This is a genomic window from Gilvimarinus sp. F26214L (assembly GCF_054401055.1).
In genome coordinates this window covers 287,396-313,183 of sequence record NZ_JBTIYG010000003.1, presented here as the reverse complement: position 1 = coordinate 313,183, position 25,788 = coordinate 287,396, and the positions used below count along the sequence as shown (strand labels likewise).

The following is a 25,788-nucleotide window of genomic DNA, read 5'->3' as shown; positions in this document are numbered from 1 at the left end:
GCGTGATGGCTTTGAATGTGGGAGCGCCCGGCGAGTGCCGGGTGCAGCCTCGATCCTCATTATCGGGCGTGAGCAGTTGGGCATGATGGAGCACCTTGCACAAGTTCTCCTGCTGCTGGCGGCCGCCATCGCCGTAGTGGTTACCTTCCAGCGGCTCAACATTCCCACCAGTCTGGGCTACTTGCTGGTGGGCGTTATTCTCGGGCCGCATACCGTGGGGCCTACGGTGTCCGTACCGGAGTTCGCAGCTCTGGCGGATTTCGGCGTCGTATTCCTTCTTTTTACCATCGGCCTGAGTTTTACTCTCCCGCACTTGCAGGCGCTGCGACATCAGGTACTTGGGCTGGGAAGCGGGCAGGTTGCCTTTACGACCCTGGTTATCGGGGTCATCGTTTGGCTCGCCGGAGTGCCGGCAGCGGCGGCGTTTGTGTTCGGTGCGGTTTTCGCCCAGTCGTCCACTACCGTCATGAGCAGTTTGCTGACCGAACAGGGCGAGGACAACAGCAAGCACGGCCGCCTCGGCCTGGCGATGTCGGTTTTCCAGGACGTTACCGCGGTTCCCTTTCTAGTGATCATACCCGTGCTGGGCACTTCCGTGGCGGCGGATGTTCTGCTGGGTGCTCTGGGCTGGGCGCTGGCAAAAGCCGTGCTCGCGTTCGTGTTGGTCCTGTTCGCGGGGCGATGGCTCCTGTCGCCATTGTTCCAGCTCATTGCCGAACGCCGAACCCTCGAGGTGTTTACCCTGGCTGTTTTGCTGGTGGTCCTGTTGGCCGCCTGGACCACCCAGAGCCTCGGCCTATCGCTGGCGTTTGGGGGATTTCTTGTGGGCATGGTTCTTGGGGATACGGAGTTTCGTCATCAGGTGGAATCAACAATCCGCCCTTTTCGGGATGTATTGCTGGGCTTGTTTTTTATTGGTATCGGCATGCGCTTCGACCCGGCGGCCGTCCCTCCGATATGGGAGTGGGTTCTGCTCGGAGCCTTGCTCATTCTGGTCAGCAAAATCGTGATTGTGACGGCCCTGGTGCGGCGTAGCGGGATTGACCCTCAGGTAGCCTTGCGAACCGGGCTGTTACTCGGTGTCGGCGGTGAATTCGGTTTGGCACTGGTCGCAATAGCACTGGACTCCGGTGTTATCGACGCGGATCTTGGCCAGGTGGCGATTACCTCGGTGCTTCTTTCCATGGTGGCGGGTGCTGTCATCATCCGGTTTAATGGCAGGATTGCTGAATGGATGCGAGGTCGACCGCCCCATGAGGCACACGGTGCGCATGATTTTCCGCAACACGCCGAACGGCAGGTGGTTATCGGCGGTTATGGTCGCGTGGGCCATACTATTGCCGTGTTGCTGGAAGCACAGGGAATACCGTTCGTGGCCGTGGACACGGATCTTGACCAGGTCAAGTCGGGGCGCTCGAATCGCCATTCGGTCATTTATGGCGATGTATCGGATCCGGGACTGTTGTCCTCGATTCAGGTTGATCGGTCATCTCTGGTGGTGATTACGGTGGATCACTCAAGTACCGCGCTGAGCGCGATGTCATACTTGCGACGAACCTGCCCCCAGGTGCCGGTGGTTGCCCGGGCGCGGGATCTGGTGGCCAGTTCGCTGTTGCTGGAGGCCGGGGCGACCCATGCGTATCCCGAGACCATCGAAGCCAGTCTGCACCTGGGTGAAACCGCCCTTCGGTTGCTGGGCGTTTCCGACGATAACATCGTTTCGGTGGTACAGGAGGTTCGGGACCTTGGTTATAAACCTGTGCTCGAAAACACCCGGAAAGAGTAGGCCACGAGCTCGGATCGTGTGCGGGATGACACGCAGAAGCGGACTTTTGTTGCGGGGCGGCTGTAAGGAGACGACGAGATGGGAATGAAGCGGTTTACCAACATTCTGTATGTATCAGAACCTTCGGCGCCTCAGGAAGCGGCGATTTCGCGAGCGGTCTCGCTGGCGCAGAGTAATCAGGCGGATCTGACCGTCATCGACGTGGTGCCGACGGCTGTACCGGGGTTCGGAATGTCGCCAGGACGATCAGTGTCGGATTTCCAGGAGGCGCTGGTCGCGGAGGGCCGCCAGCAGTTGGAAGCACTCGTGGCGCCTCATGGGGACTGGCGCACGGATGTTATGGTGGGCAGAAAGTTTCAGGAGGTCATTCGCGCGGTGATGCGCGATGGCTATGACCTTGTGATCAAGCCGTCGGAGAATCCTGGTTATATCGAGAGGTTGTTCGGCAGCGACGATATGCATTTGTTGCGCAAGTGCCCCTGTCCGGTGTGGCTGATCAAACCGGATAGCGAACCGAGCTACGAGTGTGTAGTGGCAGCGGTGGATTTCGATCCCGATGAGCCGGACACCGGCGAGCGATCACTGAACATGGAAATACTGGAGCTGGCCTGCTCGCTTGCGCTTGCCGATTTTGCCAGTCTGCACCTTATCCATGTCTGGGATGCACCCCAGGCCCGGGTTATGCGCCTTTGGGCTGATAACCCCGATGCGGCGGCCGCGAGCGTGACCGAAGGAGAACGTTCCCGACAGCAGGGCGGAATGGAGCATTTGACCGAAAAGCTTCGGGCGCGCATCGGAGCCGAAGCATTCGACTATCTGTCCCCGCGGGTTCATTTGCCCATGGGGGAGGCAAGAAGAGCCATTCCCCAAATGGTGACAGATCTGAAAGCGGATTTGCTGGTCATGGGAACGGTGGCGCGGGTTGGCGTCCCGGGGCTCATCATCGGCAATACAGCCGAAGCGGTTCTCGATCAGTTGAAATGTTCGGTGTTGGCCATAAAGCCGCCCGGCTATGTATCGCCTGTCACCTGACAGCTGGCCTTTCAGTCTCCATCTCTTTCAGGCTTGACCAAATGCTAACTGCGGCTTTGCCTCGGAAGCTCCGCGTTTATGAACCAGATCATGATGGTGCTTTTCACGATCCGGCCGGTAATCTGTCATACTGCCGAATGCGATTACAACCATAACAGCGACGGTCCTGGCAACGTGAACAAACAATTATTCGCTACGCTGGCGATGCTGGCGAGTCTTGGGCACGCCGATGAGAAGCCCAAATGGGAATTGGGGGCCGGCCTGGGTTCGCAAACCCTGGCCGATTACCGTGGGTCCGATCATTACCAGACCTACGTGATACCCATTCCCTTTATGGTGTACCGGGGGGACTTTCTGCAGGCGGATGACGGCTCTATTCGCGGTCGATTCTTCGACTCCCGGCGTTTTGAGCTGGACATCAGCATGGCCGGGTCGCTCAGCGGCGTGGGCGACGACAACCCGCTGAGGGAAGGGATGCCGGAACTGCACCCGACCGGTGAGGTGGGTCCCTCCGCCAATATCAACCTGAGCGGTCGCGACATGAACGAAGGCTGGTCATTGCGCATTCCTGTGCGTGGAGTTTATGCCTTCGATCTCGATTCGATCGAGGTTGAGCATATAGGGTATCTGACCAATCCCCAGCTCACCTACGAAAGCCTCGACTGGAATGGTTGGGACGGTAGTCTCGATCTCGGAGTCCTGTACGGCTCTGAGAGCTATCACGGGTACTATTACGATGTGCTGGCCCCGTACGCCACGGCGGAGCGGCCCGAGTATGAAGCCGAGGGTGGCTACAGTGGGTCCTATTTCAGCGTCAGCATGAGTAAACGGGAAGGGAACGTCTGGTACGGGGGCTATTTGCGCTACGACAATCTGAGCGGAACGGCGTTTGTCGACAGTCCCCTGGTGGAGACGCATCACTATTTTACACTGGGCCTTGGCATCTCCTGGGTGCTCAGGCAGTCGCGGCAAGTGGTGCCGGCGAAGAGCCAATCAACCGCTGACTAACCTGAACGGTCGGGTGCTGAGGCGCTGTCAGAGGGCCGCCTCAAGAGCGCAGTGACGATCCAGCACTTCCTGCAAGGCTTCCATCACCAGGGGCTTGGACAAATGGTCGTCCATGCCGAACTCCAGAGATTTCTGGCGCAGCGCTTCCACCGCGTGGGCGGTGAGGGCAATGATGGGGATCCGGCGCAGTTGCCGGGTCTGCTCAAACTCCCGAATTTCCATGGCGGCCTGGTACCCATCTTTCACCGGCATATCGCAATCCATCAGCACCAGGTCATAGTTTTCGTGGCGCTCTTGCACCTCCTTGACCGCCTCGCAGCCGTCGGCCACCACGGTGCAGTAGTGCCCCAATTTGCTGATCATCTTCTCCACCACCAGTTGATTCACCCGGTTGTCTTCTGCAACCAGCAGGCGCAGGCTGGCGTTTGCAGGCACGAAGGAGACTTGCTCCTCCATTTCGGGACTTTCGACGGTGTCGTCCTTCACGGAAGGGAGAGGTAGCTCCACCCAGAAGGTGGAGCCGACGCTGGCTTCGCTTTCGACGCCAATTGCGCCCCCCATCAATTCGGCCAGTTGCTTGCAGATGGCGAGACCGAGGCCGGTACCCCCATACTGGCGGTGGATGTCGTCCCGGGTTTGTTCGAATGATGCGAACAGGCGCTCCCGTTGTTTGTGACCGATGCCGATGCCGGTGTCAGTGACGCTGAGGCGGAATCGTTCGGCTTGCAAATGCTCGATTCGAAGAGTGATTTCCCCTTCGTCGGTAAACTTGTATGCGTTCCCCAGCAGATTGACCAGCACTTGCCGCACTCGTGCCGGATCGCCTATCACCCATGGTGGAAGCGCCGGGTCAATGTCCAGGTTCAGGCTGACGGAGCGCTTTTCGGTTTTCGAAAAAAGATTGTGCAACTCGGCACAGGTCTCCCGGAGATTGAACGGGATCTTCTCGATGCTCAGTCGCCCCGCCTCGATTCTGGAGTAATCCAGAATGTCGTTGACGATGTTCAGCAGGGTCTTCCCCGAGGAGTCGATGATCCTGACGCAGTCCTTCTGCTCGCGGTTCAGCTTGCTGGCCGAGAGCAGTTGCAGCATGCCCAGCACACCGTTGAGGGGCGTGCGGATCTCGTGACTCATGTGGGCCAGAAACTCGCTTTTGGCGTTGTCCCGCGCACGGGCGGTTTCCGCGTCGTAAACGGCCTCCTGTTGCTGGCGCGCCAGGTCCTTGATGCGCGCGGAAATGCTCAGGGCGAACACGACGAAGGACAGGGTGTATCCCAGGGCGCTGTAGATGGCCAGGTTCGGCACCGTCGGCAGCAGCCCGAGCATGCTGATGTTGGAGATGAACAGCGAGATCATGGTCAGCAGGGAGCCGAAAAAGTAAATCTTCGCCGGCCGATACCCTTTGAGCATCCAGCGAAGGGCGGACAGGCTCAGGACGATGGGCAGTGCCATCTGAAACAAGCCCATGACCAGGAAGAAATAGTAGTCGACAAAGTAGCCGTACTGGGCGCCAGCGACGAAGGCGAACGCATAGGCCATGATGCCGTAATAGGCGAGTCTGGAGTTCTCGCGCAGGTTCAGAAACTCGGCGTGGAACCAGAGTCCGGCCGCCGCGGCGAAGGAGGACAGGTAGGCGAAGGCCAGGTTATTCCAGTAGATGGCATGGGGCGTAAAGTGCTGTCCCTCGCCGCTGGCGTACAGATCGTAGGCGAGCCGGCCCAGCGTCGCCAGCGAAAAGGCCAGGTAGGTGAGCTGCCGGTTGTCCACGAAAATCATCAGGTGGTACAGGCAGAACCCCAGGTAGATGCCGAAGATGCTGTAGAGCACAAGGCTGCTCAGGTGTTGTTTCTCAAAGAAGCTGGGCTCGCCATAGACGGTCACCGGCAGGGAAATCAGCCCCGGCGTGCGAACCCGGAAATAAAAGTCATAGTGCGCCCCCGCCTCCAGGTCTGCGGGAAGTGAAATGCTGCGCGACTTGTAGTAACTGCGGTCCTTGGGATAAATGTCACCCCCCAGCTGGCGGGCGATGAGCGTATCCCCTTCGAACTGGTACATCTGAACCTGGTTGAGTAGCGGGTAGTCAATATCGAAGACCACCCGCTGGCTGCGCTCCTGGGCGTTGATAACGCGGGTGTGCAGCCACACCACATCATTGGTGTAGCCCAGGTGCAGGCTGGGGCCAGCGTTTTCGAAGGGACGCATCCGCTGGGCCTCATCGCGCACGATCTGACGAAACTCGTCAACGGTGAGGGTGGTGCTGGGGTCGCGAAGGTATTCGGTGTGCTCTTTGAGACTGAACTTTTGCTCGCTCGAGCTGAATTCAATATGCGGGGCGGCACCTGCCTTGCAAATAAAGAGAAAGAACAGGCCAAAGCAGCCCAATATCCGGTACATCCAGTTCGCCCCTGAGTATTTCTTGTGCCGCGCACGGCGCTTTTTCAGCAAACGTTATAGCCGATCGGCCTGGAACGCAATTATTCAGCAGTTTGGTCAGTATAGCCGCCCAAAGCCGCTCGCCGGGCAGGAGAGGCGCACAGGCGGGCCCGGAAGCACAGGGAGAGCACGCAATGTCGGAACAGGGAGCATCCCGGGAATCAGACGCTGCAGGCCCGGAAGCCGAGTCCGGCCCGGTTACGGTTTTTGGCGGCAGCGGGTTCCTGGGGCGGCAGGTGGTGCAGCAACTGGGCGCGGCGGGGCTGCCGGTGCGGGTGGCAGCCCGCAGGCCCGGGAAGCTGGATCAGCCTCAGGGGGAGGCTGTGAAAACGGATGTGCGCGACGAGGCCGCGGTGGCGGCGGCCGTGCGGGGCGCACGGGCAGCGGTTAACGCGGTGTCCCTTTACGCGGAAAAGGGTGATCTGAACTTTCAGGCCATCCATGTACAGGCGGCCGAGCGCATCGCCCGCTGTGCGCGGGAGGCGGGGCTCCGCCATCTTGTCCACGTATCGGGAATCGGTGTGGACCTGCGCTCGTCCTCGAAATTTGTTCGCGCCCGAGCCGAGGGGGAGGAGCGGGTGCTGGCCGCGTTTCCCCGGGCCACCATCCTTCGGCCCAGCGTCATGGTCGACTGTGACGGGGGCTTCCTCAAGGCCCTGAAAGACCTGACGGCGCTCCCGGTCGCACCGCTGTTCGGGGGCGGTGGTACGCGTCTGCAGCCCGCCTGGGTGCAGGATGTGGCTCGGGGGATTGTACGGATTGTCACGAGTGCCGAGACCCCCGGGCCGATTCTCGAGCTGGGCGGCGGGGCGGTTTATACCTACCGGGAGGCCGTGCGGCTGGTGGCAGACCGCCTGGGGCGCCGTCCCCTGTTGCTGCCGGTGCCTTTCGCCGCGTGGCAGGTGCTTGTGGGGACAATGGCCGTTCTCCCGAACCCGCCGCTGACCCGCGACCAGCTGATACTGATGCAAAGCGACAACATCGTCGGGCCGCAAGCTGTGGGATTCGCGGCGCTGGGGATCGAACCCCGCAGCCTGCAAGCGGTGGTGACCGATTGCTACCCACAGGCTTGATGTGCCTTCAGATGTGGGTGAGTACCCGCACGCCTTTTCTGTTTTCCGGCTGGCTGAACACGGCCACCCGGTCCCGCACTCGCTGAAAGGTCAGATCCACCCGTGCGTCCCCCACCGGAATCCGGCGAACGGCCAGGTGATTGAGGCCGGTTGGCAGTTCCGGGCGCACGATGTGGACCTCCTTGCGCCAGCCATCGATGTGGATGCCGAGCGCCGCCTGCAGCGTCATGAACAGGGCGCCGGAAGCCCAGGCCTGGGGAAGACAGGCCACCGGATACGCGACGGGCGGCTCCCCCGGTTCGCGGGCGAAGCCGCAAAACAGTTCCGGCAGGCGCATGCCAAAATGCACTGTCGCGTCGAACAGGCAGGAGAGGATGTGAGCCGCCGCCTCGCGGTCGCCGTAGCGCGCCATGCCGGCGGCGCAGATGGCCGTGTCGTGGGGCCATACCGAGCCGTTGTGGTAGGACATGGGGTTGAACCGAACCTCATCGTTGGCCAGGGTGCGAATGCCCCAGCCGCAGTCGAAGGCGCTGCACAGCAGTTGATGGGTCACCTTTTGGGCTCGCTCCGGTGATGCCAGCCCGGTAAACAGCAGATGTCCGGCGTTTGAGGCCCGCACCCGACAGAGATTACGCTCTTCGTCCAGAGCCAGTGCATAGAATTGCTTGTCGTCCATCCAGAAGGTGTCCTCCACAGCCTGCTGGATCGTTCGGGCGCGTTGGTCCCAGTGCCGCGCCGCCTTGGCGTCCCCTCGCTTGTCCGACATGGCCGCCATGCTTCTGAGGGCCGCGTATTTGTATCCCTGGACTTCCACCAGAGCGATGCTGCCGTCCGGGAAGCGACCGTCCGCATGGAACACTGAGTCCTCGCTGTCCTTCCAGCCCTGGTTTCGAAGGCCGGTCTCCTCGCCGCTGAGATAGTCCAGAAATCCGTCGCCTTTCGTGTCGCCGGTCTCTTCGATCCATTCCATGGCCGCGGTCAGGGCCGGCCAGAGCTCCTCTACGAATCCGAGGTCGCCGGTTCGTTCCGCGTACTGGCCCGCCAGCGCGACGAACAGCGGGGTGGTGTCCACACCGCCGTAATACAGGCCGAAGGGCAATTCCTTGAGCACGTTCATCTCACCCTTGCGGGTTTCGTGCATGATCTTGCCGGGAGCCGAATCCCGGAAGGTGGAGTGTTCTGTGGCCTGGTTGCGGGCGAGGTAGCTGAGGACCCCGCGGGCGATGCCGGGGTCGAACCACAGCATCTGCATGGCGGTTATCACAGCGTCGCGGCCAAAAGGAGTGGAGAACCAGGGAATGCCCGCATAGGGATAGGGGCCGGTTTCCAGCTCAGTGGTGAGCAGCGCCAGGTCGGAACGCGAATGTTCCAGCCAGCTGTTGAAGACCCGCTCGCTGCTGTGCAGCACGCCGCCCCGCCTTCCGCGCCTGCGCATGCTGCGGCGGGCGCGGGCGGCAGCCAGGCGGTAGCGCCGGCGGTCGGGCTGCGCTTCGTAGGCGGGGCCGATCTCCACGTACAGCTCCACAGGGCGGTTGTTGGGCAGATTGACCTGAAACTCTGCATGGTCTTCCCGCAATCGCAAAGGTTGATGAGAGAAGGCCACCACCGAGGAACGAACGATGCCGTCCAGGCCCTCGTAGCTGAGAATCACGTGATCGTCCCGGCGCTCCGGCTCACGCACGGTTCCGCGCGCCGCCCGCTTCTCGCCGCGCACTTCGAACATGTCGAGGAAGTCGGCACCGAAGCGGACCTTCAAAGGGACGGTTACCTCGTGATCGCCAAAATTCAGTAACTCCAGTTGTTCAAAAAGCCGCTCTTCGAACAGAAAGCGCGTGCGCTTCAGGTGGATTACCCCCTCGGGGATCGAGCGGCCGCCGAGAGGGGGCAAAGGCCGGTTGGTCACGTGCGCAGTAAAGAACACATTATCCTGGCTGATGGTGGCGCTGAGCAGCGAAGCGGGCTGATCGCCCAAAGCGAGCCGGAATTCGGAGAGGACGCGGGTGTCGTCCCGGTAGAGGCCGTCGCCTACGCCAATGATGTTGCCAAACGAGTCCGCCACCGCAAAAGTATCTTTGTGTTTGAGCGCGAAAAGCTGGTACGGCATGCGCGATTCGGGCTCTTCCATGGACGTCGGAATGGCCTCCCGGGAGGGCTCCAGGGTCGTGGTGTCCAATGCAGACGGGAGGGGGCTGGAAATCTCTTCCCAGGCCTCGAGCTGACGCGCATATAGATGCAGGTAGTTGTCTGCCATTGCCGCGGCGGAGAAGCGGCGCTTGAATTCGGCGCGAATGCGCTTCCGGTCCAGTGAGCCCGCCCGCTCGAGAGCTGCCACCATCTCGTCCTCGGTCTCGACAATCAGGCCGGTGACCCCATCCTCGATGATCTCGGGAATGGCCCCCTGGCCCAGTGCGATTACCGGCGTGCCGCAGGCCATGGCCTCGATCAGCACCATGCCGAAGGGCTCCGGCCAGTTGACGGGTACCAGTAGCGCCTCGGCATTTCCCAGGAAGTTCCCTTTCTCCGCCTCCCCGATTTCGCCCACAAAGTCCACGTGGGGGCGCTGCAACAGCGGCTCCACCACCTTGCAGAAATAGTCAGGGAAGCTGGGGTCCACCTTGGCGGCAACCCGGATCTGGCGACCGGCCCGTTCGGCCACTCGCATGGCCACTTCCGGCTGTTTTTCCGGAGAAAGGCGACCCAGGAACGCCACGTAGGAACCACTGGGCGTTGCGGGCCCCTGATAAAGATCGAGGGGAAGCCCGTGCTGGACGGTGCCGACCCAGTTGGCAAAATCCAGGGGTTTGCGCTGCTGATCGGAGATGGAGACCAGGGGAAAGTGGGGCCAGCGCCGGTAGAATCCCTGCAGGTCGCGGAAGTCCAGCCGGCTGTGGGTGGTGGTGATGGTTTTGGCCGCGATGTCTTCGAACAGGGGACAGGGCAGCAATTCCACATGGAGGTGAATCAGGTCAAACTCGTCGGCGCGGCGCCTGACTTCCGCGAGCATTGTCAGGTGGGCGGCCAGCTCGGACTTCAGGGGGGCTCCATCCAGACGCAGGGCCTGCTCCCTGCAATTGACCAGCCTGGCGCTGGTCTTTGAATCCCCGCTGGCAAACAGGGTTACATCGTGCCCCCGGGCGACCAGTTCATCGGCAAGGTAGGCTACCACTCGCTCCGTTCCACCGTAGTACCTGGGCGGTACCGCTTCGAACAAGGGTGAAACCTGGGCGATCTTCATGGGGCCTGCTCTCCGTCCGTGGCAAGGTCCGCGGGTCCGGTCGAAGCTGCAGTAAGCTCCCCAACCAAACGCGGCGTATCAGCGGGGCTGCGGTGCAAATTCCGTGCGCTTCCCGGAGATTGGTGATCTCCGCCTCGAGGGCTCACAATGGACGGGTTGGATCCCGTGAGGTTGTAGTTCTTGCAAGCTCGCGCGTGGGCCAGCAAATGAAAAAAGAAGGCAAGCTGTTTATGCTCGAGATCAATGAGAAATTACAACTTCCGGATTCGGAGATTTCCGTGACGGCGGTGCGCTCCCAGGGTGCCGGGGGCCAGAATGTGAACAAGGTGGCGACGGCCATTCAGCTCCGTTTTGATATCCCCGCCTCATCGCTTCCGGAACCGGTGAAGGAAAAATTGCTCAAACTCAACGATCGGCGTGTTAACAAGGAGGGCGTTCTGGTCATGAAAGCGCAGGACGCCCGTACCCAGGAGCGCAATTTGCGGTTGGCGCTGGATCGGCTTGCCGCGTTCATTCGGCAGGGGACGGTAGTGCAAAAACGCCGGATCGCCACTCGGCCCAGCAAGGCGGCCAAGCAACGACAGTTGCAGGAAAAAATTCGTCGCGGGCAGTTGAAAGCGGGTCGGGGCAAAATCAAGGATTGGTGATTGCCCATCAGTGGGGGATATGAAGGCCGCAAGAACCACCCTGGCACCGCGGGCGTGCTTTTGTCTCACACTGAAGCTAAAAAGCTTGTCAGTTGTCCCCAACCTTCTATCCTTTGAGGGCCGGATCACACCGGCATTCCGGCCACAGTTTGCTGTCGTTCGGGCAGCGATGGATACTGATAAACATGATGAGTCTGAGCAAAGTAGTGAACAGCCGCAGGGGCGCTCTGGCCGCCGCTCTGCTGGTTACAGGTTTTTTTGGTAGTACAGGCAACGTCCAGGCGGAAGATCGCGCTGCCGCTTTTGCCCAATGTATTGCCGGGCTGCAGCGTCAGGCCCAAGAGCGCGGCTTGGGAGCCCCCCTGATTGCGGCGCTGGGGCGGGCCAATAATCTGCAGCGGGTCGTGGAGCTGGATCGCAGCCAGCCGGAATTTACCCAGACTTTTGCGGATTACTTCAACCGTCGGGTGACGGACTTCCGCGTTGAACGGGGCCGCGAACTGCTGCGGGAATACGGGGGCCTGCTGCAAGACCTTACGCGCGAATATGGAGTGCCCTCCCAGTACCTGTTGGCATTCTGGGGCCTCGAGACAAATTTCGGCAACTATCTTGGCAAGATTCCCACTTTGGACTCCCTGGCGACCCTGGCCTGCGATCCGCGCCGCAGTTCGTTTTTTACCACTGAACTGTTCCATGCCCTCGATCTGGTGGAACAACACGAGCTCGAACTGGACAACATGCAAGGCTCCTGGGCCGGCGCCATCGGCCACACCCAGTTCATGCCATCCGCCTACCGCAGTTACGGTGTTGACGGGGACGGCGACGGACGCGTGGATCTGTGGAACAGTATCCCCGACGCGCTCACATCCGCGGCCAATTTTCTGAAGAGCCTGGGGTGGGAGCGGGCACTGCGCTGGGGGCGGGAAGTGCAGTTGCCGAAGGATTTTCCCTATCACGACACCGGCCTGAACAATCGCAAGCCCCTGCGCGAATGGCAGGAGCTGGGGGTGCGGCGGGTGAATGGAGACCCGGTCGGCCACCTGGATCTGGAGGCGGCCCTGCTGGTGCCTTCCGGTGCTGACGGCCCGAAGTTCCTGGTTTACGACAACTTCGATGTGATCATGCGCTGGAACCGCTCACAGTTTTACGCGCTTTCAGTGGGTCACCTGGCGGACCGCATCAACGGCGCGGGCGAGCTGAACCAGAAGCCACCCACGTCGCGGGGGCTGGCCGTTTCCGAAGTGGAAGGTCTGCAGAACGTGCTGAAAGACCGGGGCTTCGACCCGGGCGAAGTGGACGGACAATTGGGGCCCGCCACCGCTCGTGCGATTCGCGCCTACCAGCACAGCGCGGGCAAGGTGGCGGACGGCTTTGCCGATCAGGAGCTGCTGGAGGCACTGGGCGTGCCTCTTCACAAAGGTGGCTGATCGGGCTGCTCAAAAAACCTCTTCAGAGCGAGAGCGCTCACTGTCAAATGTGCTGTCCGCGGCGAGGCGCAACAGGCCCGCCACCGACAGCGCGTCCGTAATATCCCCGGCCATGACCATGGCGATCGCTTGCCTGAGCGGAAGCTTCGCTACCACAATGTCTTCACTGGCTTCCAGCTGCTGACGGCCCGCATACAGATCCGTGGCGACAAAGACGGTGCCTTCTTCGTCGGTTACGGAGTTGGACAGATGAAGATTGAGTACCGTCCGCCAGTTGCGGGCACGGAGCCCGGTTTCTTCCTCCAGCTCGCGTTTGGCGGCCGCCAGCAAATCCCCGCCCCGGGGTGCGCCACCTTCGGGAATTTCCCAGGTTTGCTGATCCAGGGTGTAGCGGGACTGGCGCACCAGCCAGGTATTGCCATCGTCGTCGATGGGGATCACGCCCACAGCGTGAGTCTTGAAGTGAACGACCCCGTAGATGCCTTCCGTCCCCCCGGGGGTTATGACCTCGTCATGGCTCACTGCAATCCACGGGTTGTCGTAAATCTGTTTTCTGTTGAGGCGCCGCCATCCGGCGGATTTGTTTCCCGACATGCTGGAAGCCTTTTTCTTTTCGCGGTGGATGCGGTTGGACCGGTCGTGATGCTACCCGTAGCGTCAGCGATGACGCCGGGTTCCGGGTTGCAGATCGTGGGTGAACCGTTGCTTCTGTGGACACTCAGCCGGATCGGGAATTCCTGAGCTTGGCTGAATGAGCGCTAGCGGGAGCGTTTGATCGACTGGTCCTGTCGCCCGGCCGTGTGGTTGCCAGCGATATGGGAGAGCCAGGCCCCGGCGCTGACCAGACCCAGAACCATAATAACCAGAACGGCGAGCACACCGTGAGCCAGGGGATTGCGTAAAAGCGGGGCTACAAGCCGGTCGTGGAAACGGCTCACGGCGCGGGAGGATTTTCCGCTCAGGTGTTCCAGCCCGACGTCCAGAAAGAAGCTCGCCTGCCAGCTGTTCTCGCTCGCGTAGCGGCCCAGACGGTAGCAGTACACCAGGGTCTGCTTCGGCCCTGCGCCCCACAAAAACATCCAGAACACCTTCATGTAGGGCCAGAGGTAGAGTCTGCGTGTCTGACCCTGGGCGGGATAGACCTGGCGCGCCCGGGCGAAGAAACCGCGCGCTCCGGTCCAGTAACAGGCCATCATCAGCCCCATCAGCCAGTAGCGGCCATGGAAGCCCTCTGTTTCGAAACGCCGGGCGGAGGTGGTCAAGGTCCCGGGCAGCACCATCCACTGGCCGTTGGCGAAGATCCTGTCGCCGATTGCCTGGTCTTCCATAAAGGGCAGGCTTTCGTCGAAGCCACCCAGTTGCTCAAAGAACGTCGCGTCCAGCAGCATTCCCTGGTCCCCGTTGACCGTGTGGCGGCGGTTGCAGGCGCTTTTTGCTTCCAGATAGGCGAAAGCGAATCGGTGGCGCTCATCGCTGGGGGTAAACCGCAAGGGGAAGTGGCCGGCACAGGGATGAGCGGCGGCGGCCTTGTATTTGCGCCAATGGTCCAGTGCGTTCCGGAGCAGATGGGGATTCGACAGGCCCGAATCAGCATGGAGAAACAGAAGCTGCGAATACCGGGCGGCACGAGCCGCGGCATTGAGTTGCCGGGCACGACCGGGGGGAGTGTTCACTACACGAACATCCGCCTGCTGCTCCAGCCATCCCCGGGTGCCGTCCGTTGAGCCACCGTCCGCCACCACAATGTCGAGTGTAACGCCCTGCTGATCGCGCAGTTGCCCGATCAGGAGTGGCAGGGTCTGAACCTCGTTCAAGGCGGGAATCAAGATCGACAGATAGTGTTGCCGCTCCGGGCCGGGCATCGGCGCTTACCAGTGTCCGGTATTTTCCATGGACTGCCACGGCTCCGCCGGTGGCAGGGCATCGCCCTTCTGCAGCAGCTCGATGGAGATGTTGTCGGGCGAGCGCACGAAGGCCATGCGGCCGCAGCGCGGTGGACGGTTGATGGTAATCCCGGCATCCATCAGCTTCTGGCAGGTGTTGTAGATGTCGTCGACCTCAAAGGCCAGGTGGCCGAAATTGCGGCCTTCTCCGTATTCTTCGGGGTCCCAGTTGTAAGTCAATTCCAGGGCGGGTGCGCCGCCTTCTTCGAAAGCGTTACGATCCGCGGGCGTGGTGAGGAAAACGAGCGTGAAGCGACCCTGTTCGGATTCGCGTCGCTTCACCTCCACCATGCCCAGTTGCGTGCAGTAAAAATCCAGCGACGCGTCCAGGTCACTGACTCTCACCATGGTATGAAGGTATCGCATCGGCAATCTCCTCTGAGAAAAATGGGAACTTCCGAACGACCTCAAAGTGTGCCCGTGTTGCGAGCGGTCCTTGAACCAGAGGTGCATTTGAGTTATTCGCAAGCTCCTTTGAAGTGCCTCACACAATAACACTTAAACTATTCCCGCGGCAGTCTTGAAAGCGGGCTATGATAGTCAGTAAGCGAATGCGGATGGGGTCGGGGCCTGGCCTGGAACTTGCTCCAACCCGGTAGAAGTCGTTTTTTTTGGAGAAATCATTTCCATGAAATTCAGAGGCAGTTCTGTAGCGAATAACAAGGGCTGGCAGAAACGAACGGATGAGTGGGTGAAGATGAGCCACGAGTCCCGTAAGCGCAAGGAAGCAGAACAGCAGGAGCGGCGTCGACGCGGGCCCCGGTCCAGTGGGGACTCGGCGGAGCACTGACGGATTCAGCTCCCGACCGGCTAGCATAATCCGGTGGCAGGGGTCAGACAGCCGCCAGAGTCGCAAGGGCGCCGGTGATGCAAAAAACCACGATTCCCACCACCCATTCGCTCTGGATACTGCGTTTCAGTGCGGACTGCCCGCGGGGAGGGTTGCCCGACTCCGCCAGTTGCGGAACCCAGAACCATTTATTGCTGGCCGCGAGCAGCAACAGTATTCCCACCATCACGAGTTTGGCCGTCAGCAGTTGGCCGTAACTGTGGCTCAACATTCCGCTGACGTTCCTTTCCAGCAATACCAGGCCCACCCAGATTCCGCAGGTCATCAGCAGCCCCACGATGCCCACGGCCAAGTCACCGAACAGCTTCAGGTTTGCGGCTGCGGTAGCGTCTCTCAGCAGATGCAGTAAGGGGTAGAACGACCCGATCCACAGCGACATGGCGAGCACATGGAGAGCGAGGGCCAGCCGGGTCGGCCAGCTCTGGTCCACGGTGTGGCCCGCAACCGTGAAAGACCAGGGAAGAACCACGGCTCCCAGCAGCAGAGTCAGAACCGCTGCGCGACGGACGGCGGTACGAGAAATGCGCAGGCAAAAACTCCCCGCCAGCAACAGCAGGAATCCGATGGCCCGCGCTCCCGCGCTTTCGCCGATCGATGAGCGGGCGATAATGGAGAGAAAGGTGGAATCGAACATGGCCGCTCCGTCGCCGACCATGGCGGCGGTGCGGAACAGGACTTCCAGACCTGAAAATCCCAACCCCAGGACACAACTCCAGCGCAGGTATGCCCACAGCCCCGCAGCACTGCTACGCCGAAAGACCAATAAAGCAAACAGGCCACCCACGGCGCCCGCCACCGCGGCATAGATTCCTGCGCGGGTCAGGAGAACAGCCAGATCCCAACCGGATGAAAACATTCGGTTGCAGGGCTATTGGATTTGGAACTGCCACTTGCCCTGTAGCAGGTGGCCGTCCGCGCCCAATGCGCGCCACTCCACCTGGTACTGGCCGGGGGTCAGCGACGGAAGAGGGATCTCGTATTCCGCGATGGGGCGGGTAGTGGGTTTAAATTCCAGCGCAACTGCGACGCCCTGGCGGGTGAGGTCGAGCTTTACCAGGTTGACCGGGTCACCATAGCGGAGCACCAGTTGGGACGGCGCTTTCTCCAGCACCGCGTCGGCCTTGGGTGTGGTTTCTTCCAAGTGGGTATGGGCGAACACCGGAAGCGATAACAGGCACAGGACCAGAATCGCCAGCGCGCCCACCAGGCGGACCGGAGAAAACGAAGCGAAAAAATGACCATTCATGGAGCACCTCGGCGGGCAGAGAAGTTACGTCGGCGGGCCAGATCCTCCGTTCGAGGTTCCAATCGTGAAGGCCGCCGCGCGAATCAGCCCAGCTTAGCCAACCGCGGCTGTAAACGCTACCTCCCTAGAGTTGCCGCCCTCGGTTGGGGTACAATCGCGGGCTTTCCCAATGGCACCACAGCTCATCCGCGCGGGCGCGCTTGCCACGCGTTGCGGTCAACGGAGTGTGCCTCCCGAAGCCAAAAGACGACCTTCAAATTATGGAAATTGCCCCCCTCGTGAACACTCTCAAAGACCTTCAGGAGCGTCTCAGTACGCTTAGGGGGTATCTTTGACTACGACCACAAGAAAGAACGCCTGACCGAAGTCGAACTGGAACTCGCCGAGCCCTCTGTCTGGGAAAACGCTCAGCGGGCCCAGGATCTGGGGCGCGAACGCGCCTCCCTCGAAGCCGTTGTGAAAACGATCGAGGACCTGGAACAGGGAATCGGCGACAACCGGGAACTGCTGGAGATCGCCGAGGAGGAGAACGATCACGACACGGTGACGGAGATCGAGCAGGAACTGGAGAAGCTCACGGCGCAACTGGAGACTCTGGAGTTCCGTCGCATGTTCTCCGGGGAAATGGACCCGAACAACGCCTATCTGGAAATTCAGTCCGGGTCCGGCGGTACGGAAGCTCAGGACTGGGCGGAAATGGTCCTGCGCATGTACCTGCGCTGGGGTGAGGACAAGGGGTTCAAAACGGTGCTCGAGGAAGTCTCCCCCGGTGAAGTGGCGGGCATCAAAAGCGCGACCATCCGATTTGAAGGTGAGTATGCCTTCGGCTGGCTCCGCACGGAGACCGGGGTTCACCGCCTGGTGAGAAAGTCTCCCTTCGACTCCGGCAATCGCCGTCACACCTCGTTCTGCTCGGTATTTGTCTCGCCCGAAATCGAGGACGATATCGAAATCGACATCAATCCGGCGGATCTGCGGGTGGACACCTACCGCGCCAGTGGCGCGGGCGGCCAGCACGTCAACAAGACCGACTCCGCGGTGCGCCTGACTCACGCACCCTCCGGCATTGTGGTCCAGTGCCAGAGCGAACGCTCCCAGCACCAGAACCGCGACCAGGCCATGAAGATGCTGCGCGCCAAGCTCTATGAGCAGGAGATGCTGAAACGCAACGCCGAGAAGCAGGCCATGGAGGACAACAAGGCTGACATCGGCTGGGGCAGCCAGATTCGCTCCTATGTGCTGGACGACCAGCGCATCAAGGATCTGCGCACTAATGTTCAGACCAGTAATTGCCAGTCCGTGCTGGATGGCGGCCTGGACATGTTTATTGAGGCCAGCCTGAAAGCCGGTCTCTGACGGGGACTGCACACCGCAAACATTTGATTCACATTTGAGAGTAGCTATGAGCGACGACGATCTTCGCAGCCAACAGCAGGAAGAGAACAAACTGATCGCGGAGCGGCGGGAGAAACTGGCCGCACTGCGCGAGAAGGGGGACGCCTTTCCCAACGCGTTTCGCCGCGAGGACTACGCGCAGCGATTGCAGCATCAGTTTGGCGACCACGACAAGGAAGAACTGGCTCACCTGAACCAGGTGGTAAGCGTTGCGGGCCGCATCATGGCCAAGCGCGGGCCTTTCATGGTACTCCAGGACATGACGGGGCAGATCCAGCTGTACGCGGACAAGGCGGCCCAGAAGACCATCAAGGAACGCTGGGGAGTATGGGACATCGGCGACATCGTCGGCGTGCGTGGCGCGCTGCACAAGTCCGGCAAGGGCGATCTTTACGTAAACCTGGAGGATTACGACCTCCTGGTGAAATCCCTGCGTCCGCTGCCCGAAAAATATCACGGTCTGCAGAATACCGAGCAGCGCTATCGCCAGCGCTACGTGGACCTGATCATCAATCCGGAAGTGCGGCGGGTGTTTCAGATTCGCTCGCGCACTATCGATTTTATCCGCCACTACCTGAATCAGCATGACTTCATGGAAGTGGAAACGCCGATGATGCAGATGATTCCGGGCGGAGCGACGGCGCGGCCCTTCGTCACCCACCACCACTCCCTCGACCAGGAGATGTACCTGCGCATTGCTCCGGAGCTTTATCTGAAGCGTCTGGTGGTGGGCGGTTTCGAGAAGGTGTTCGAGATCAACCGCAATTTCCGCAACGAAGGCCTCTCCACCCGTCACAATCCCGAGTTCACTATGCTGGAGTTCTATCAGGCTTTTGCGGACTATCGGGATCTGATCGACCTGACTGAGGACATGCTGCGCAAGCTCTGTGAGACTGTGCTCGGTTCCGCCCAACTCGAGTATCAGGGCGTCAGCTACGACTTTTCCAAGCCCTTCGAGCGCATGACAGTGTTCGAGGCCATTCTCCAGTACAACGACGACCTGACGGCGGACGACCTGAACGACATCGACCGGGCGCGCGAGATCGCGAAGGCGAAAGGAATCGAAGTGAAAGATTCCTACGGGTTGGGCAAGATCCAGATCGAAATCTTCGAGAAAACCGCCGAACACCGGCTGGAGCAGCCCACGTTTATTACGGAATACCCCACGGAAGTGTCGCCCCTGGCCCGCCGCAAGGATGACGATCCCTTCGTCACCGAGCGCTTCGAGTTTTTCGTAGCGGGGCGGGAGATTGCCAACGGCTTCTCCGAGCTCAATGATCCGGAGGACCAGGCGGAGCGCTTCCGACAGCAGGTTCTGGAGAAGGAGGCCGGCGACGACGAGGCCATGCACTACGACGAGGACTACATCCGCGCGCTGGAGCATGGTCTGCCACCCACCGCCGGCGAAGGCATCGGGATCGATCGTCTGGTGATGCTGCTCACTGACTCGCCCAGCATTCGCGACGTGCTGCTGTTTCCGCACATGCGCCGGGAACAGTGATTACCTTCCCCATGACCAGCACCACATCAGCAAGCAGCGTGCAGTTGGACGACAGTTGGCTGGCGGCCATCGGGGGAGAGTTCCACAAGCCCTACATGGCCAGCCTGCGCGCCTTTCTAAAAGAGCAAAAGCGCAATGGCAGGTCCATTTATCCGCCCGGTCGGCAGATCTTCAATGCCCTGAACAGTACACCCTTTGATAAGGTGAAGGTGGTGATTCTGGGGCAGGACCCTTACCACGGCCCCAATCAGGCCCACGGGTTGTGTTTTTCCGTACAGCCGGGGGTGGCCATACCGCCCAGTCTGCGCAATATCTACAAGGAACTGTCAGCGGATCTGGGCCTGAACATGCCCGGGCACGGCTGCCTGCAATCCTGGGCCGAGCAGGGGGTCCTGCTGCTGAATGCGACCCTGACGGTGGAACATGGGCAGGCCGGTTCCCATCAGGGCAAGGGCTGGGAAGAATTTACCGATGCGGTGATCGCTGCCCTCAACGAGGGCCGGGAGCACCTGGTCTTTCTTTTGTGGGGCAGCTACGCCCAACGCAAGGGCGCCTTCATCGATCGGCGGCGGCACCTGGTCCTCGAGGCGCCGCACCCATCGCCCCTGTCGGCAAGCCGCGGCTTCTTCGGGTGCCGGCATTTTTCGCAAACCAATGATTATCTGCGCAGCGTCGGGCAGCAGTCCATCGACTGGTCCCTGCCCGAAGCACCAGCGGCGTTCTAACCGCCTGTAGAACATTTTCAACAGGTGGGGGCGCACACTCCCGAAAGTGTTTCCTATTTGGTGATCACGTAGGGTAGGGCGAGTGCCTGCAGTTGCTGTGAGCATTCCGCGTCCCGGTACAGCGCATCGCCTTCGAATGCGGCGTCGGTAGTGACTGCCAGCATCTCCACCAGCCCATCGCCCGCCGGTGCAGCCATCACGACGTTGCCGACGCTCTGGCTCGATTCGGTAGAATACAGGGCGGCGCCGGGCTCCGGAAGCTCGCCCGTGGCAAGCTGCAGGCGCCGCATGTGCCGTTTCAGTTTGCCAAGGTATTGCATTCGCGCCACCACCTCCTGGCCGATGTAGCAGCCTTTCTTGAAGCTGACCCCGCCCGTCAGGTGCATGTTGAGCATTTGCGGAATGAACATCTCTTCGGTGCCTGGAAGGACCTGCCCCACACCGTCTCGAATATCGGCGAGGTGCCAGCCCTGATAGCCGTGCAGTGCGGCGCGCGCCGACCAGTTCGTCCAGTACTCGAGGGCATCAGCCTCGGGAATCAGGCACAGAAAACGCTCCCCGGCGACGCGCAAGCCAAAGCCATTCTGGCCTTGACCTACATCGCCCGGTGCAATGGGCAGGATGGGGAGAAGATCCGCCGCGAGCGCTGCCGCGCCGGTGCCCGAAAGGCCGATCAGTTTGAGGTCGTCGCGGCGGGCGATGTCCGCCTTGGAGAAAACGATATATTTTCCCAGCGCTGTCTGCGCTCGCTCCAGCAGGCCCCGGGGCATGATGAGGGCGATGCTGTCGGCGCCGTCTTCACTGGCGGGCACCTGCAGGGCGGTGAAGTTGAACAGCATCCGCCCTTTGGTATTGCAGTGAGCGCCCCGCTGGGCGTGATTGAGGGTGATCAGGCTGGTATCGCAGGTAACCTGACCCTGGAGAAACTTCCGGGCTTCCGGACCTTCCACAACCAGGCAGCCCAGGTGGTCCAGTGCGAAGAGCTGAGTATCGGAGACCGGCTCCGCGCTCGCTCGCTCGAAGGTGCGCAGGCCGTTCGCGTCCCACAGTGCGCCTTGAGCTTCTAATGCCGATTGCCAGTTGCTGCTCATATAACTCCGTTGGTGCAAAACAGGGGTGAAGGACTTCTATATAATACCGAACTGTCCGCTGGATGCCGGACGTCGTCAAGTATCCGCCGCACAGCAACGCAGGCTTTACGGCTGAGATTATTTTTCCAGGTGAATTGTTATGTCGGAACAGGAGCAAGGGCAAAAAAACAGGCTTTTCTGGGCGAGCCGCCGCGGTATGCTCGAACTGGACCTGGTTCTGCTGCCCTTTGCAGAGAATGTGTATCCCACCCTGCCACAGGACGACCAGAACCGCTACTGGAAGCTGCTGGACCAGGAGGACCAGGACCTGTTCGCCTGGTTCCTGCGCCGCGGTGATCCGGAAGATCCGGATCTGCTGCGAATCGTGGAGATCGTCCGCGCCAATACCGGTCTCCAGGTCTGACACGCTGTGACGGGGCTGAGCCTGCATCTTCGCCCGTCACGGCTGCTGCTCTTTTTCCTTGGCCTCACCCACCTTGCCGCTGCCGGGGCCGTCTGGCTCTCGGCCCTGCCGTACTGGGCATGCCTGGTCGTCGATGCGGGCATCCTCCTCGGCCTGCCATTGAGTGTGCGCCCCCATTTGTGGCCCGGTTCGCGGCAACTAAGCTACCAGGGGGAGTGGCGTTGGATTTCCGACGTGGAGGCGGAGCGCCTGGAGCTCCGTGGGGAGTTTCTGGTCACTCCCTGGCTGATCGTCCTGCAATTTGTAAGTGCCGAAGGCCGGCGACGTCCGTTGATTCTGCTCCCGGACAGTGCCGATGCCGACGATCTGCGCAGGCTCCGGGTTCTGTTGCGCTACGGGCTCCGGAACATGGACCCGGCTAACCCACAATGATTTCCTGCCCGGCGTAGTTGGTGGGGACCAAAATGGTGTCCTTGGCCACCGGCGAGAGATCCGGGTAATCGAGCGAGAAGTGCAGGCCGCGGCTTTCCTTGCGCTCGGTGGCCGAGAGAATAATCAGCTCTGCGACCAGGGAGAGGTTGCGCAACTCGATCCAGTCATTGCCGATCTTGTAGTTACTGTAGTATTCGGCAATTTCCTTTTGCAGAAGCTTGATGCGGTGGCTGGCTCGCTGCAGACGCTTTTTGGTCCTCACAATTCCAACGTAGTCCCACATGAAGCGACGCAGCTCGTCCCAGTTGTGGGAGATCACTACGTCCTCATCGGAATCCACAACCCGCGATTCGTCCCACTGGGCAACCGGCGTAGGCTCCGGAATGGCGTCCAGGTGCTCGGCAATGTGTTCCGCGGCCGATTTTGCATAGACGATGCATTCGAGCAGTGAGTTGCTGGCGATGCGGTTGGCGCCGTGGAGACCGGTACAGGTGGTTTCGCCAATGGCGTAAAGATTCTGAAGGTCAGTCCGTCCGTGTTGGTCCACGATAATGCCACCACAGGTGTAGTGTGCGGCCGGCACCACGGGAATGGGGTCTTTTGTGATGTCGATACCGAACTCCAGGCAGCGCCGCTTGACCGTTGGGAAGTGCTCGCTGATGAAATCCGCGCTTTTGTGGCTGATGTCCAGATACACAAAGTCGCAGCCCAGGCGCTTCATTTCGTGGTCGATGGCTCTGGCTACAATGTCCCGCGGGGCCAGCTCGCCGCGACCGTCAAAGCGGTGCATGAAGCGCGAACCATCCGGAAGGCGCAGGTAGGCGCCTTCGCCGCGCAGAGCCTCCGTCAGCAGGAAGGACTTGGCCTTGGGGTGATAGAGGCAGGTGGGGTGGAACTGGTTGAACTCCATGTTGGCCACCCGGCAACCGCCGCGCCAGGCCATGGCAATTCCGTCGCCGCTTGCTCCGTCCGGGTTACTGGTATACAGGTAGACTTTACTTGCACCGCCGGTGGCCAGGACAACGGTCTTGGCATAGACCACCCGCACCCGGTCCGCCTCCCGATCGAACACATAGGCGCCTGCACAGCGCATGCGCCGGCTGCTGTGATCCGGCTGGGTGATCAGGTCCAGCGCCACGTGGTGCTCAAACAGGTCCACGTTCGCTTGGCGGGCGCGGGAGATGAGAGTGCTTTCCACCGCCTGGCCGGTCGCGTCGGCGCTGTGGATGATCCGGCGATGGCCGTGGCCGCCTTCCTTGGTGAGGTGAAAATCGTCGCCGTTCTCTTCATCACGGGTGAACTGGACGCCCTGCTTCACCAGCCAATCGACTGCGGCCTTGCTGCGCTCGACCGTGAAGCGCACGGCGTCCTCGTGGCAGAGGCCGCGGCCGGCGGCGAGGGTATCGGCGACGTGATTCTCCACCGAATCCGCTGTGTCCAGAACGGCGGCGATCCCCCCCTGGGCGAACCAGGTGGAGCCTTCGTGAAGTTCGTTTTTGCTGAGGACTGCAATGCGACCCTTGGGGGCAAGGTTCAGGGCCAGGGTCAGCCCGGCGGCGCCGCTGCCGATGATCAGCACGTCGTAATGAAGAGTCTGGCTCATGAGAATCGGGCTCCACTCGCGGCCCAAGCGACGGATATTTCAGAGAATTTACGCATACCGGGCGAGGCCGTGTAGTATATACAGCCTTTTCTTCACGGGGAATGAGGGCGTTTGGCAGCGACAGGGTTCGATTGAGATCGCATGAAAAACAACCATTTTGATCGCGAACTAAGCAATTATGACTCTTCTCGCTACATTAAAGGTGGCCCTTGTGAACTTATGGTCTAACCGTCGGTCTAGCCTCCCGTCGCTTGGGGTGATTTAGCTGCCACGGCACGGTCGGCAAGGACCTTGCCCGTCACCGGTAGCGCCTTGGCAAGGCTGTGGCATTCATCTGGACCACGCACGGTCAGCAAACAGGCACGCGAAGCGTTATCGCACAGCAGTATTGGGGAGTGTCTAGATGGCAGCGCAATCTGCGCAGGAAACAGATCAACAACTGGTCGAACGGGTCCAGAAAGGGGATAAGAGGGCCTTCGATCTTCTGGTGCTCAAATACCAGCACAAGATTCTGGCAATCGTCGGCCGCTTCGTCCGGGACAACGGCGAGGTCCACGATGTGGCGCAGGAAGCCTTCATCAAGGCCTACCGCGCGCTCGGCAACTTCCGGGGGGACAGCGCCTTTTATACCTGGCTCTACCGGATCGCTATCAATACCGCCAAAAACCATCTGGTCGCCCGCAGTCGCAGGCCGCCCGCCAGCGACGTGGACATGAACGATGCGGAGTTCTATACAGGGAGTGACGTTCTGAAGGATCAGGACACTCCAGAGAATTTGCTGTTCCGGGACGAACTCCAGGCGGTGGTGAACGAGACCATCGACAACCTGCCGGAAGACCTGAAGACGGCGGTGACCCTGCGGGAATTCGAGGGTCTCAGCTATGAGGAAATTGCGGTGGTGATGGACTGTCCCATGGGAACGGTGCGCTCGCGGATCTTCCGCGCGCGGGAGGCCATCGACAAGCAGGTGCAGATTCTGATGGACGGAAAAGCCTCGATCAAATGATGGCTAACGGCTGAATTTCGGGCTTTATCGGATGGCCTGGAAACCAATGCCGGCGGGGCTTGTCATACAGGGAGCCTCGGACAGCCAGGAGGCCCCTGACGTCGGCGGGAGAGGACCATTCCCGGCCGGCCACAATCGGAAATCAAGAATCCGCGTCTGGTCACAGGCGAGGGCGGCGCTTGCCGGATAAACAGTAAAAACTCGCCGATCGCAGGCGTCTCAAGTAAAGGTGTTAGCAGGAATGTCTCAAAGCATCAATCGAACTCAGCTCAACGAATCCCTTTCTGCACTGGTCGACGACGAAGCCTCGGAGCTCGAATTACGCCGCGTTTTGGCGGAAGTGCAGAAGGACGATGACCTCCGGGAACGTTGGCACCGATACCAGGCTGCACGCGCTGCGATGCAGGGCGAAGACGTTGTCCTGACCAACACCATGTTCGCAGATCGCATCCGCGATGCGGTATCCCACATTGAAATGGATCGTCCGGTGGACGGCCCTGAAAAGGCTCGACCCAGCGCGGCAGACAGTTCGGGCAGCCGCTGGAAAGCGAATGCGGGCCGCGTTGCCATTGCGGCCTCTGTGGCGGCTGCCGTGCTGCTCGGCTCTCAACAACTGCAGCAGGGAGGCATGCCCGGAGCGCCCGACGATTTTGCCCAGCAAACGCCAGCCGCTGATCCGGCACCGGCGTCGGCCCCGAGCGGTGTCAACATACCGACCATCAACGTTCAGAACGTGAGTGGGGGCGATGCGGTCATGCAACGCAGCCGGCTCCCGCAAAGTATTCAGTATTCCCCCAATATTCAGCAGCAGCAGTTGCAGGACGACCAGGTACGTCGTTACATCCGTCAACTGATGCTCGAACACGCAGAGCATTCAGCTCAGAACAGTGGCTCCGGCCTGCTGCCGTACGCGCGCGTACCGGCCGAGGACGAGCGCTGATATTTTGTTCGT

The 25,788-nt window shown here is 60.8% G+C and carries 23 protein-coding genes; 14 read left to right on the top strand and 9 right to left on the bottom strand.

Annotated features, from left to right (window positions below; all coding sequences use genetic code 11):
* Positions 1 to 34: 34 nt before the first annotated feature.
* The 3 genes from ACURWW_RS05340 (at position 35) to ACURWW_RS05330 (ending at position 3,826) form a co-directional block, all read left to right on the top strand.
* Positions 35 to 1,786, top strand: a complete 1,752-nt coding sequence (locus ACURWW_RS05340; protein ID WP_445616547.1) for a cation:proton antiporter domain-containing protein — start codon at positions 35 to 37, stop codon at positions 1,784 to 1,786.
* Positions 1,787 to 1,870: 84 nt separating this feature from the next.
* Positions 1,871 to 2,818: a universal stress protein gene (locus ACURWW_RS05335; protein WP_445616548.1), complete on the top strand. Its 948-nt coding sequence runs from the start codon at positions 1,871 to 1,873 to the stop codon at positions 2,816 to 2,818.
* Positions 2,819 to 2,896: 78 nt separating this feature from the next.
* Positions 2,897 to 3,826 carry a MipA/OmpV family protein gene (locus ACURWW_RS05330; protein ID WP_445616549.1) on the top strand — a complete coding sequence of 310 codons (930 nt, stop codon included), beginning with the start codon at positions 2,897 to 2,899 and terminating at the stop codon, positions 3,824 to 3,826.
* Between the two features lie 27 nt (positions 3,827 to 3,853).
* On the opposite strand, the gene ACURWW_RS05325 is transcribed toward ACURWW_RS05330, so the two are convergent.
* Complete coding sequence (locus tag ACURWW_RS05325; protein ID WP_445616550.1) at positions 3,854 to 6,220, bottom strand: ATP-binding protein; 2,367 nt, start codon at positions 6,218 to 6,220, stop codon at positions 3,854 to 3,856.
* A gap of 173 nt (positions 6,221 to 6,393) precedes the next feature.
* Here ACURWW_RS05325 and ACURWW_RS05320 point away from each other — a divergent pair, with 173 nt between their 5' ends.
* The gene (locus tag ACURWW_RS05320; protein WP_445616551.1) at positions 6,394 to 7,332 is read left to right on the top strand and encodes a complex I NDUFA9 subunit family protein; all 939 of its coding nucleotides are present in this window, start codon (positions 6,394 to 6,396) and stop codon (positions 7,330 to 7,332) included.
* Between the two features lie 7 nt (positions 7,333 to 7,339).
* Here ACURWW_RS05320 and ACURWW_RS05315 read toward each other — a convergent pair whose 3' ends face one another.
* Positions 7,340 to 10,567: a glycogen debranching N-terminal domain-containing protein gene (locus tag ACURWW_RS05315; protein WP_445616552.1), complete on the bottom strand. Its 3,228-nt coding sequence runs from the start codon at positions 10,565 to 10,567 to the stop codon at positions 7,340 to 7,342.
* Positions 10,568 to 10,773: 206 nt separating this feature from the next.
* Between ACURWW_RS05315 and arfB the strand changes: the two genes are divergently transcribed.
* Both arfB and ACURWW_RS05305 read left to right on the top strand, forming a co-directional pair.
* Positions 10,774 to 11,214: an alternative ribosome rescue aminoacyl-tRNA hydrolase ArfB gene (gene arfB / locus ACURWW_RS05310; RefSeq protein WP_445616553.1), complete on the top strand. Its 441-nt coding sequence runs from the start codon at positions 10,774 to 10,776 to the stop codon at positions 11,212 to 11,214.
* Positions 11,215 to 11,399: 185 nt separating this feature from the next.
* Positions 11,400 to 12,641: a lytic murein transglycosylase gene (locus ACURWW_RS05305; protein ID WP_445616554.1), complete on the top strand. Its 1,242-nt coding sequence runs from the start codon at positions 11,400 to 11,402 to the stop codon at positions 12,639 to 12,641.
* A gap of 9 nt (positions 12,642 to 12,650) precedes the next feature.
* Here ACURWW_RS05305 and ACURWW_RS05300 read toward each other — a convergent pair whose 3' ends face one another.
* The 3 genes from ACURWW_RS05300 to ACURWW_RS05290 all read right to left on the bottom strand — a co-directional run bounded on the left by ACURWW_RS05300 (position 12,651) and on the right by ACURWW_RS05290 (position 14,950).
* Positions 12,651 to 13,235 (bottom strand): NUDIX domain-containing protein, encoded by a 585-nt coding sequence (locus ACURWW_RS05300; RefSeq protein ID WP_445616555.1) that lies wholly within the window; start codon positions 13,233 to 13,235, stop codon positions 12,651 to 12,653.
* A 164-nt stretch (positions 13,236 to 13,399) separates the two neighbouring features.
* A complete protein-coding gene (locus tag ACURWW_RS05295; protein ID WP_445616556.1) occupies positions 13,400 to 14,503 on the bottom strand; it encodes a TIGR04283 family arsenosugar biosynthesis glycosyltransferase in 1,104 nt (367 codons plus the stop codon).
* Positions 14,504 to 14,509: 6 nt separating this feature from the next.
* The gene (locus ACURWW_RS05290) at positions 14,510 to 14,950 is read right to left on the bottom strand and encodes a VOC family protein (RefSeq protein WP_445616557.1); all 441 of its coding nucleotides are present in this window, start codon (positions 14,948 to 14,950) and stop codon (positions 14,510 to 14,512) included.
* A 262-nt stretch (positions 14,951 to 15,212) separates the two neighbouring features.
* Between ACURWW_RS05290 and ACURWW_RS05285 the strand changes: the two genes are divergently transcribed.
* The gene (locus tag ACURWW_RS05285) at positions 15,213 to 15,374 is read left to right on the top strand and encodes a hypothetical protein (protein ID WP_445616558.1); all 162 of its coding nucleotides are present in this window, start codon (positions 15,213 to 15,215) and stop codon (positions 15,372 to 15,374) included.
* 43 nt (positions 15,375 to 15,417) lie between these two features.
* On the opposite strand, the gene ACURWW_RS05280 is transcribed toward ACURWW_RS05285, so the two are convergent.
* On the bottom strand, positions 15,418 to 16,290 hold the full coding sequence (locus tag ACURWW_RS05280) for a copper resistance D family protein (RefSeq protein WP_445616559.1): 873 nt from the start codon (positions 16,288 to 16,290) through the stop codon (positions 15,418 to 15,420).
* A gap of 12 nt (positions 16,291 to 16,302) precedes the next feature.
* Positions 16,303 to 16,680, bottom strand: a complete 378-nt coding sequence (locus ACURWW_RS05275; RefSeq protein WP_445616560.1) for a copper resistance CopC family protein — start codon at positions 16,678 to 16,680, stop codon at positions 16,303 to 16,305.
* A gap of 260 nt (positions 16,681 to 16,940) precedes the next feature.
* Here ACURWW_RS05275 and prfB point away from each other — a divergent pair.
* The 3 genes from prfB (at position 16,941) to ung (ending at position 20,301) form a co-directional block, all read left to right on the top strand.
* Positions 16,941 to 18,036, top strand: a protein-coding gene (gene prfB / locus ACURWW_RS05270; RefSeq protein WP_445616561.1) for a peptide chain release factor 2 whose coding sequence is annotated in 2 segments (ribosomal slippage) — positions 16,941 to 17,012 and positions 17,014 to 18,036 — 1,095 coding nt in all. Because the reading frame shifts where the segments join, the coding sequence is not laid out codon by codon here.
* A gap of 46 nt (positions 18,037 to 18,082) precedes the next feature.
* On the top strand, positions 18,083 to 19,576 hold the full coding sequence (lysS, locus tag ACURWW_RS05265; protein WP_445616562.1) for a lysine--tRNA ligase: 1,494 nt from the start codon (positions 18,083 to 18,085) through the stop codon (positions 19,574 to 19,576).
* An 11-nt stretch (positions 19,577 to 19,587) separates the two neighbouring features.
* Positions 19,588 to 20,301: a uracil-DNA glycosylase gene (ung, locus tag ACURWW_RS05260; RefSeq protein ID WP_445616563.1), complete on the top strand. Its 714-nt coding sequence runs from the start codon at positions 19,588 to 19,590 to the stop codon at positions 20,299 to 20,301.
* A 53-nt stretch (positions 20,302 to 20,354) separates the two neighbouring features.
* Here the strand turns inward: ung and ygfZ are convergent, their stop codons facing one another.
* The gene (gene ygfZ / locus ACURWW_RS05255; protein ID WP_445616564.1) at positions 20,355 to 21,392 is read right to left on the bottom strand and encodes a CAF17-like 4Fe-4S cluster assembly/insertion protein YgfZ; all 1,038 of its coding nucleotides are present in this window, start codon (positions 21,390 to 21,392) and stop codon (positions 20,355 to 20,357) included.
* 139 nt (positions 21,393 to 21,531) lie between these two features.
* Between ygfZ and ACURWW_RS05250 the strand changes: the two genes are divergently transcribed.
* Positions 21,532 to 21,795, top strand: a complete 264-nt coding sequence (locus ACURWW_RS05250) for an FAD assembly factor SdhE (RefSeq protein ID WP_445616565.1) — start codon at positions 21,532 to 21,534, stop codon at positions 21,793 to 21,795.
* A gap of 6 nt (positions 21,796 to 21,801) precedes the next feature.
* A complete protein-coding gene (locus ACURWW_RS05245) occupies positions 21,802 to 22,227 on the top strand; it encodes a protein YgfX (protein WP_445616566.1) in 426 nt (141 codons plus the stop codon).
* Here the strand turns inward: ACURWW_RS05245 and nadB are convergent.
* The gene (gene nadB, locus ACURWW_RS05240; RefSeq protein ID WP_445616567.1) at positions 22,214 to 23,830 is read right to left on the bottom strand and encodes an L-aspartate oxidase; all 1,617 of its coding nucleotides are present in this window, start codon (positions 23,828 to 23,830) and stop codon (positions 22,214 to 22,216) included. The genes ACURWW_RS05245 and nadB overlap by 14 nt on opposite strands.
* Positions 23,831 to 24,233: 403 nt before the next feature.
* Between nadB and rpoE the strand changes: the two genes are divergently transcribed.
* Entirely contained in the window at positions 24,234 to 24,836 is a 603-nt protein-coding gene (rpoE, locus tag ACURWW_RS05235; RefSeq protein WP_445616568.1) for an RNA polymerase sigma factor RpoE, read from the top strand.
* 241 nt (positions 24,837 to 25,077) lie between these two features.
* Entirely contained in the window at positions 25,078 to 25,776 is a 699-nt protein-coding gene (locus ACURWW_RS05230; protein ID WP_445616569.1) for a sigma-E factor negative regulatory protein, read from the top strand.
* Positions 25,777 to 25,788: the final 12 nt, after the last annotated feature.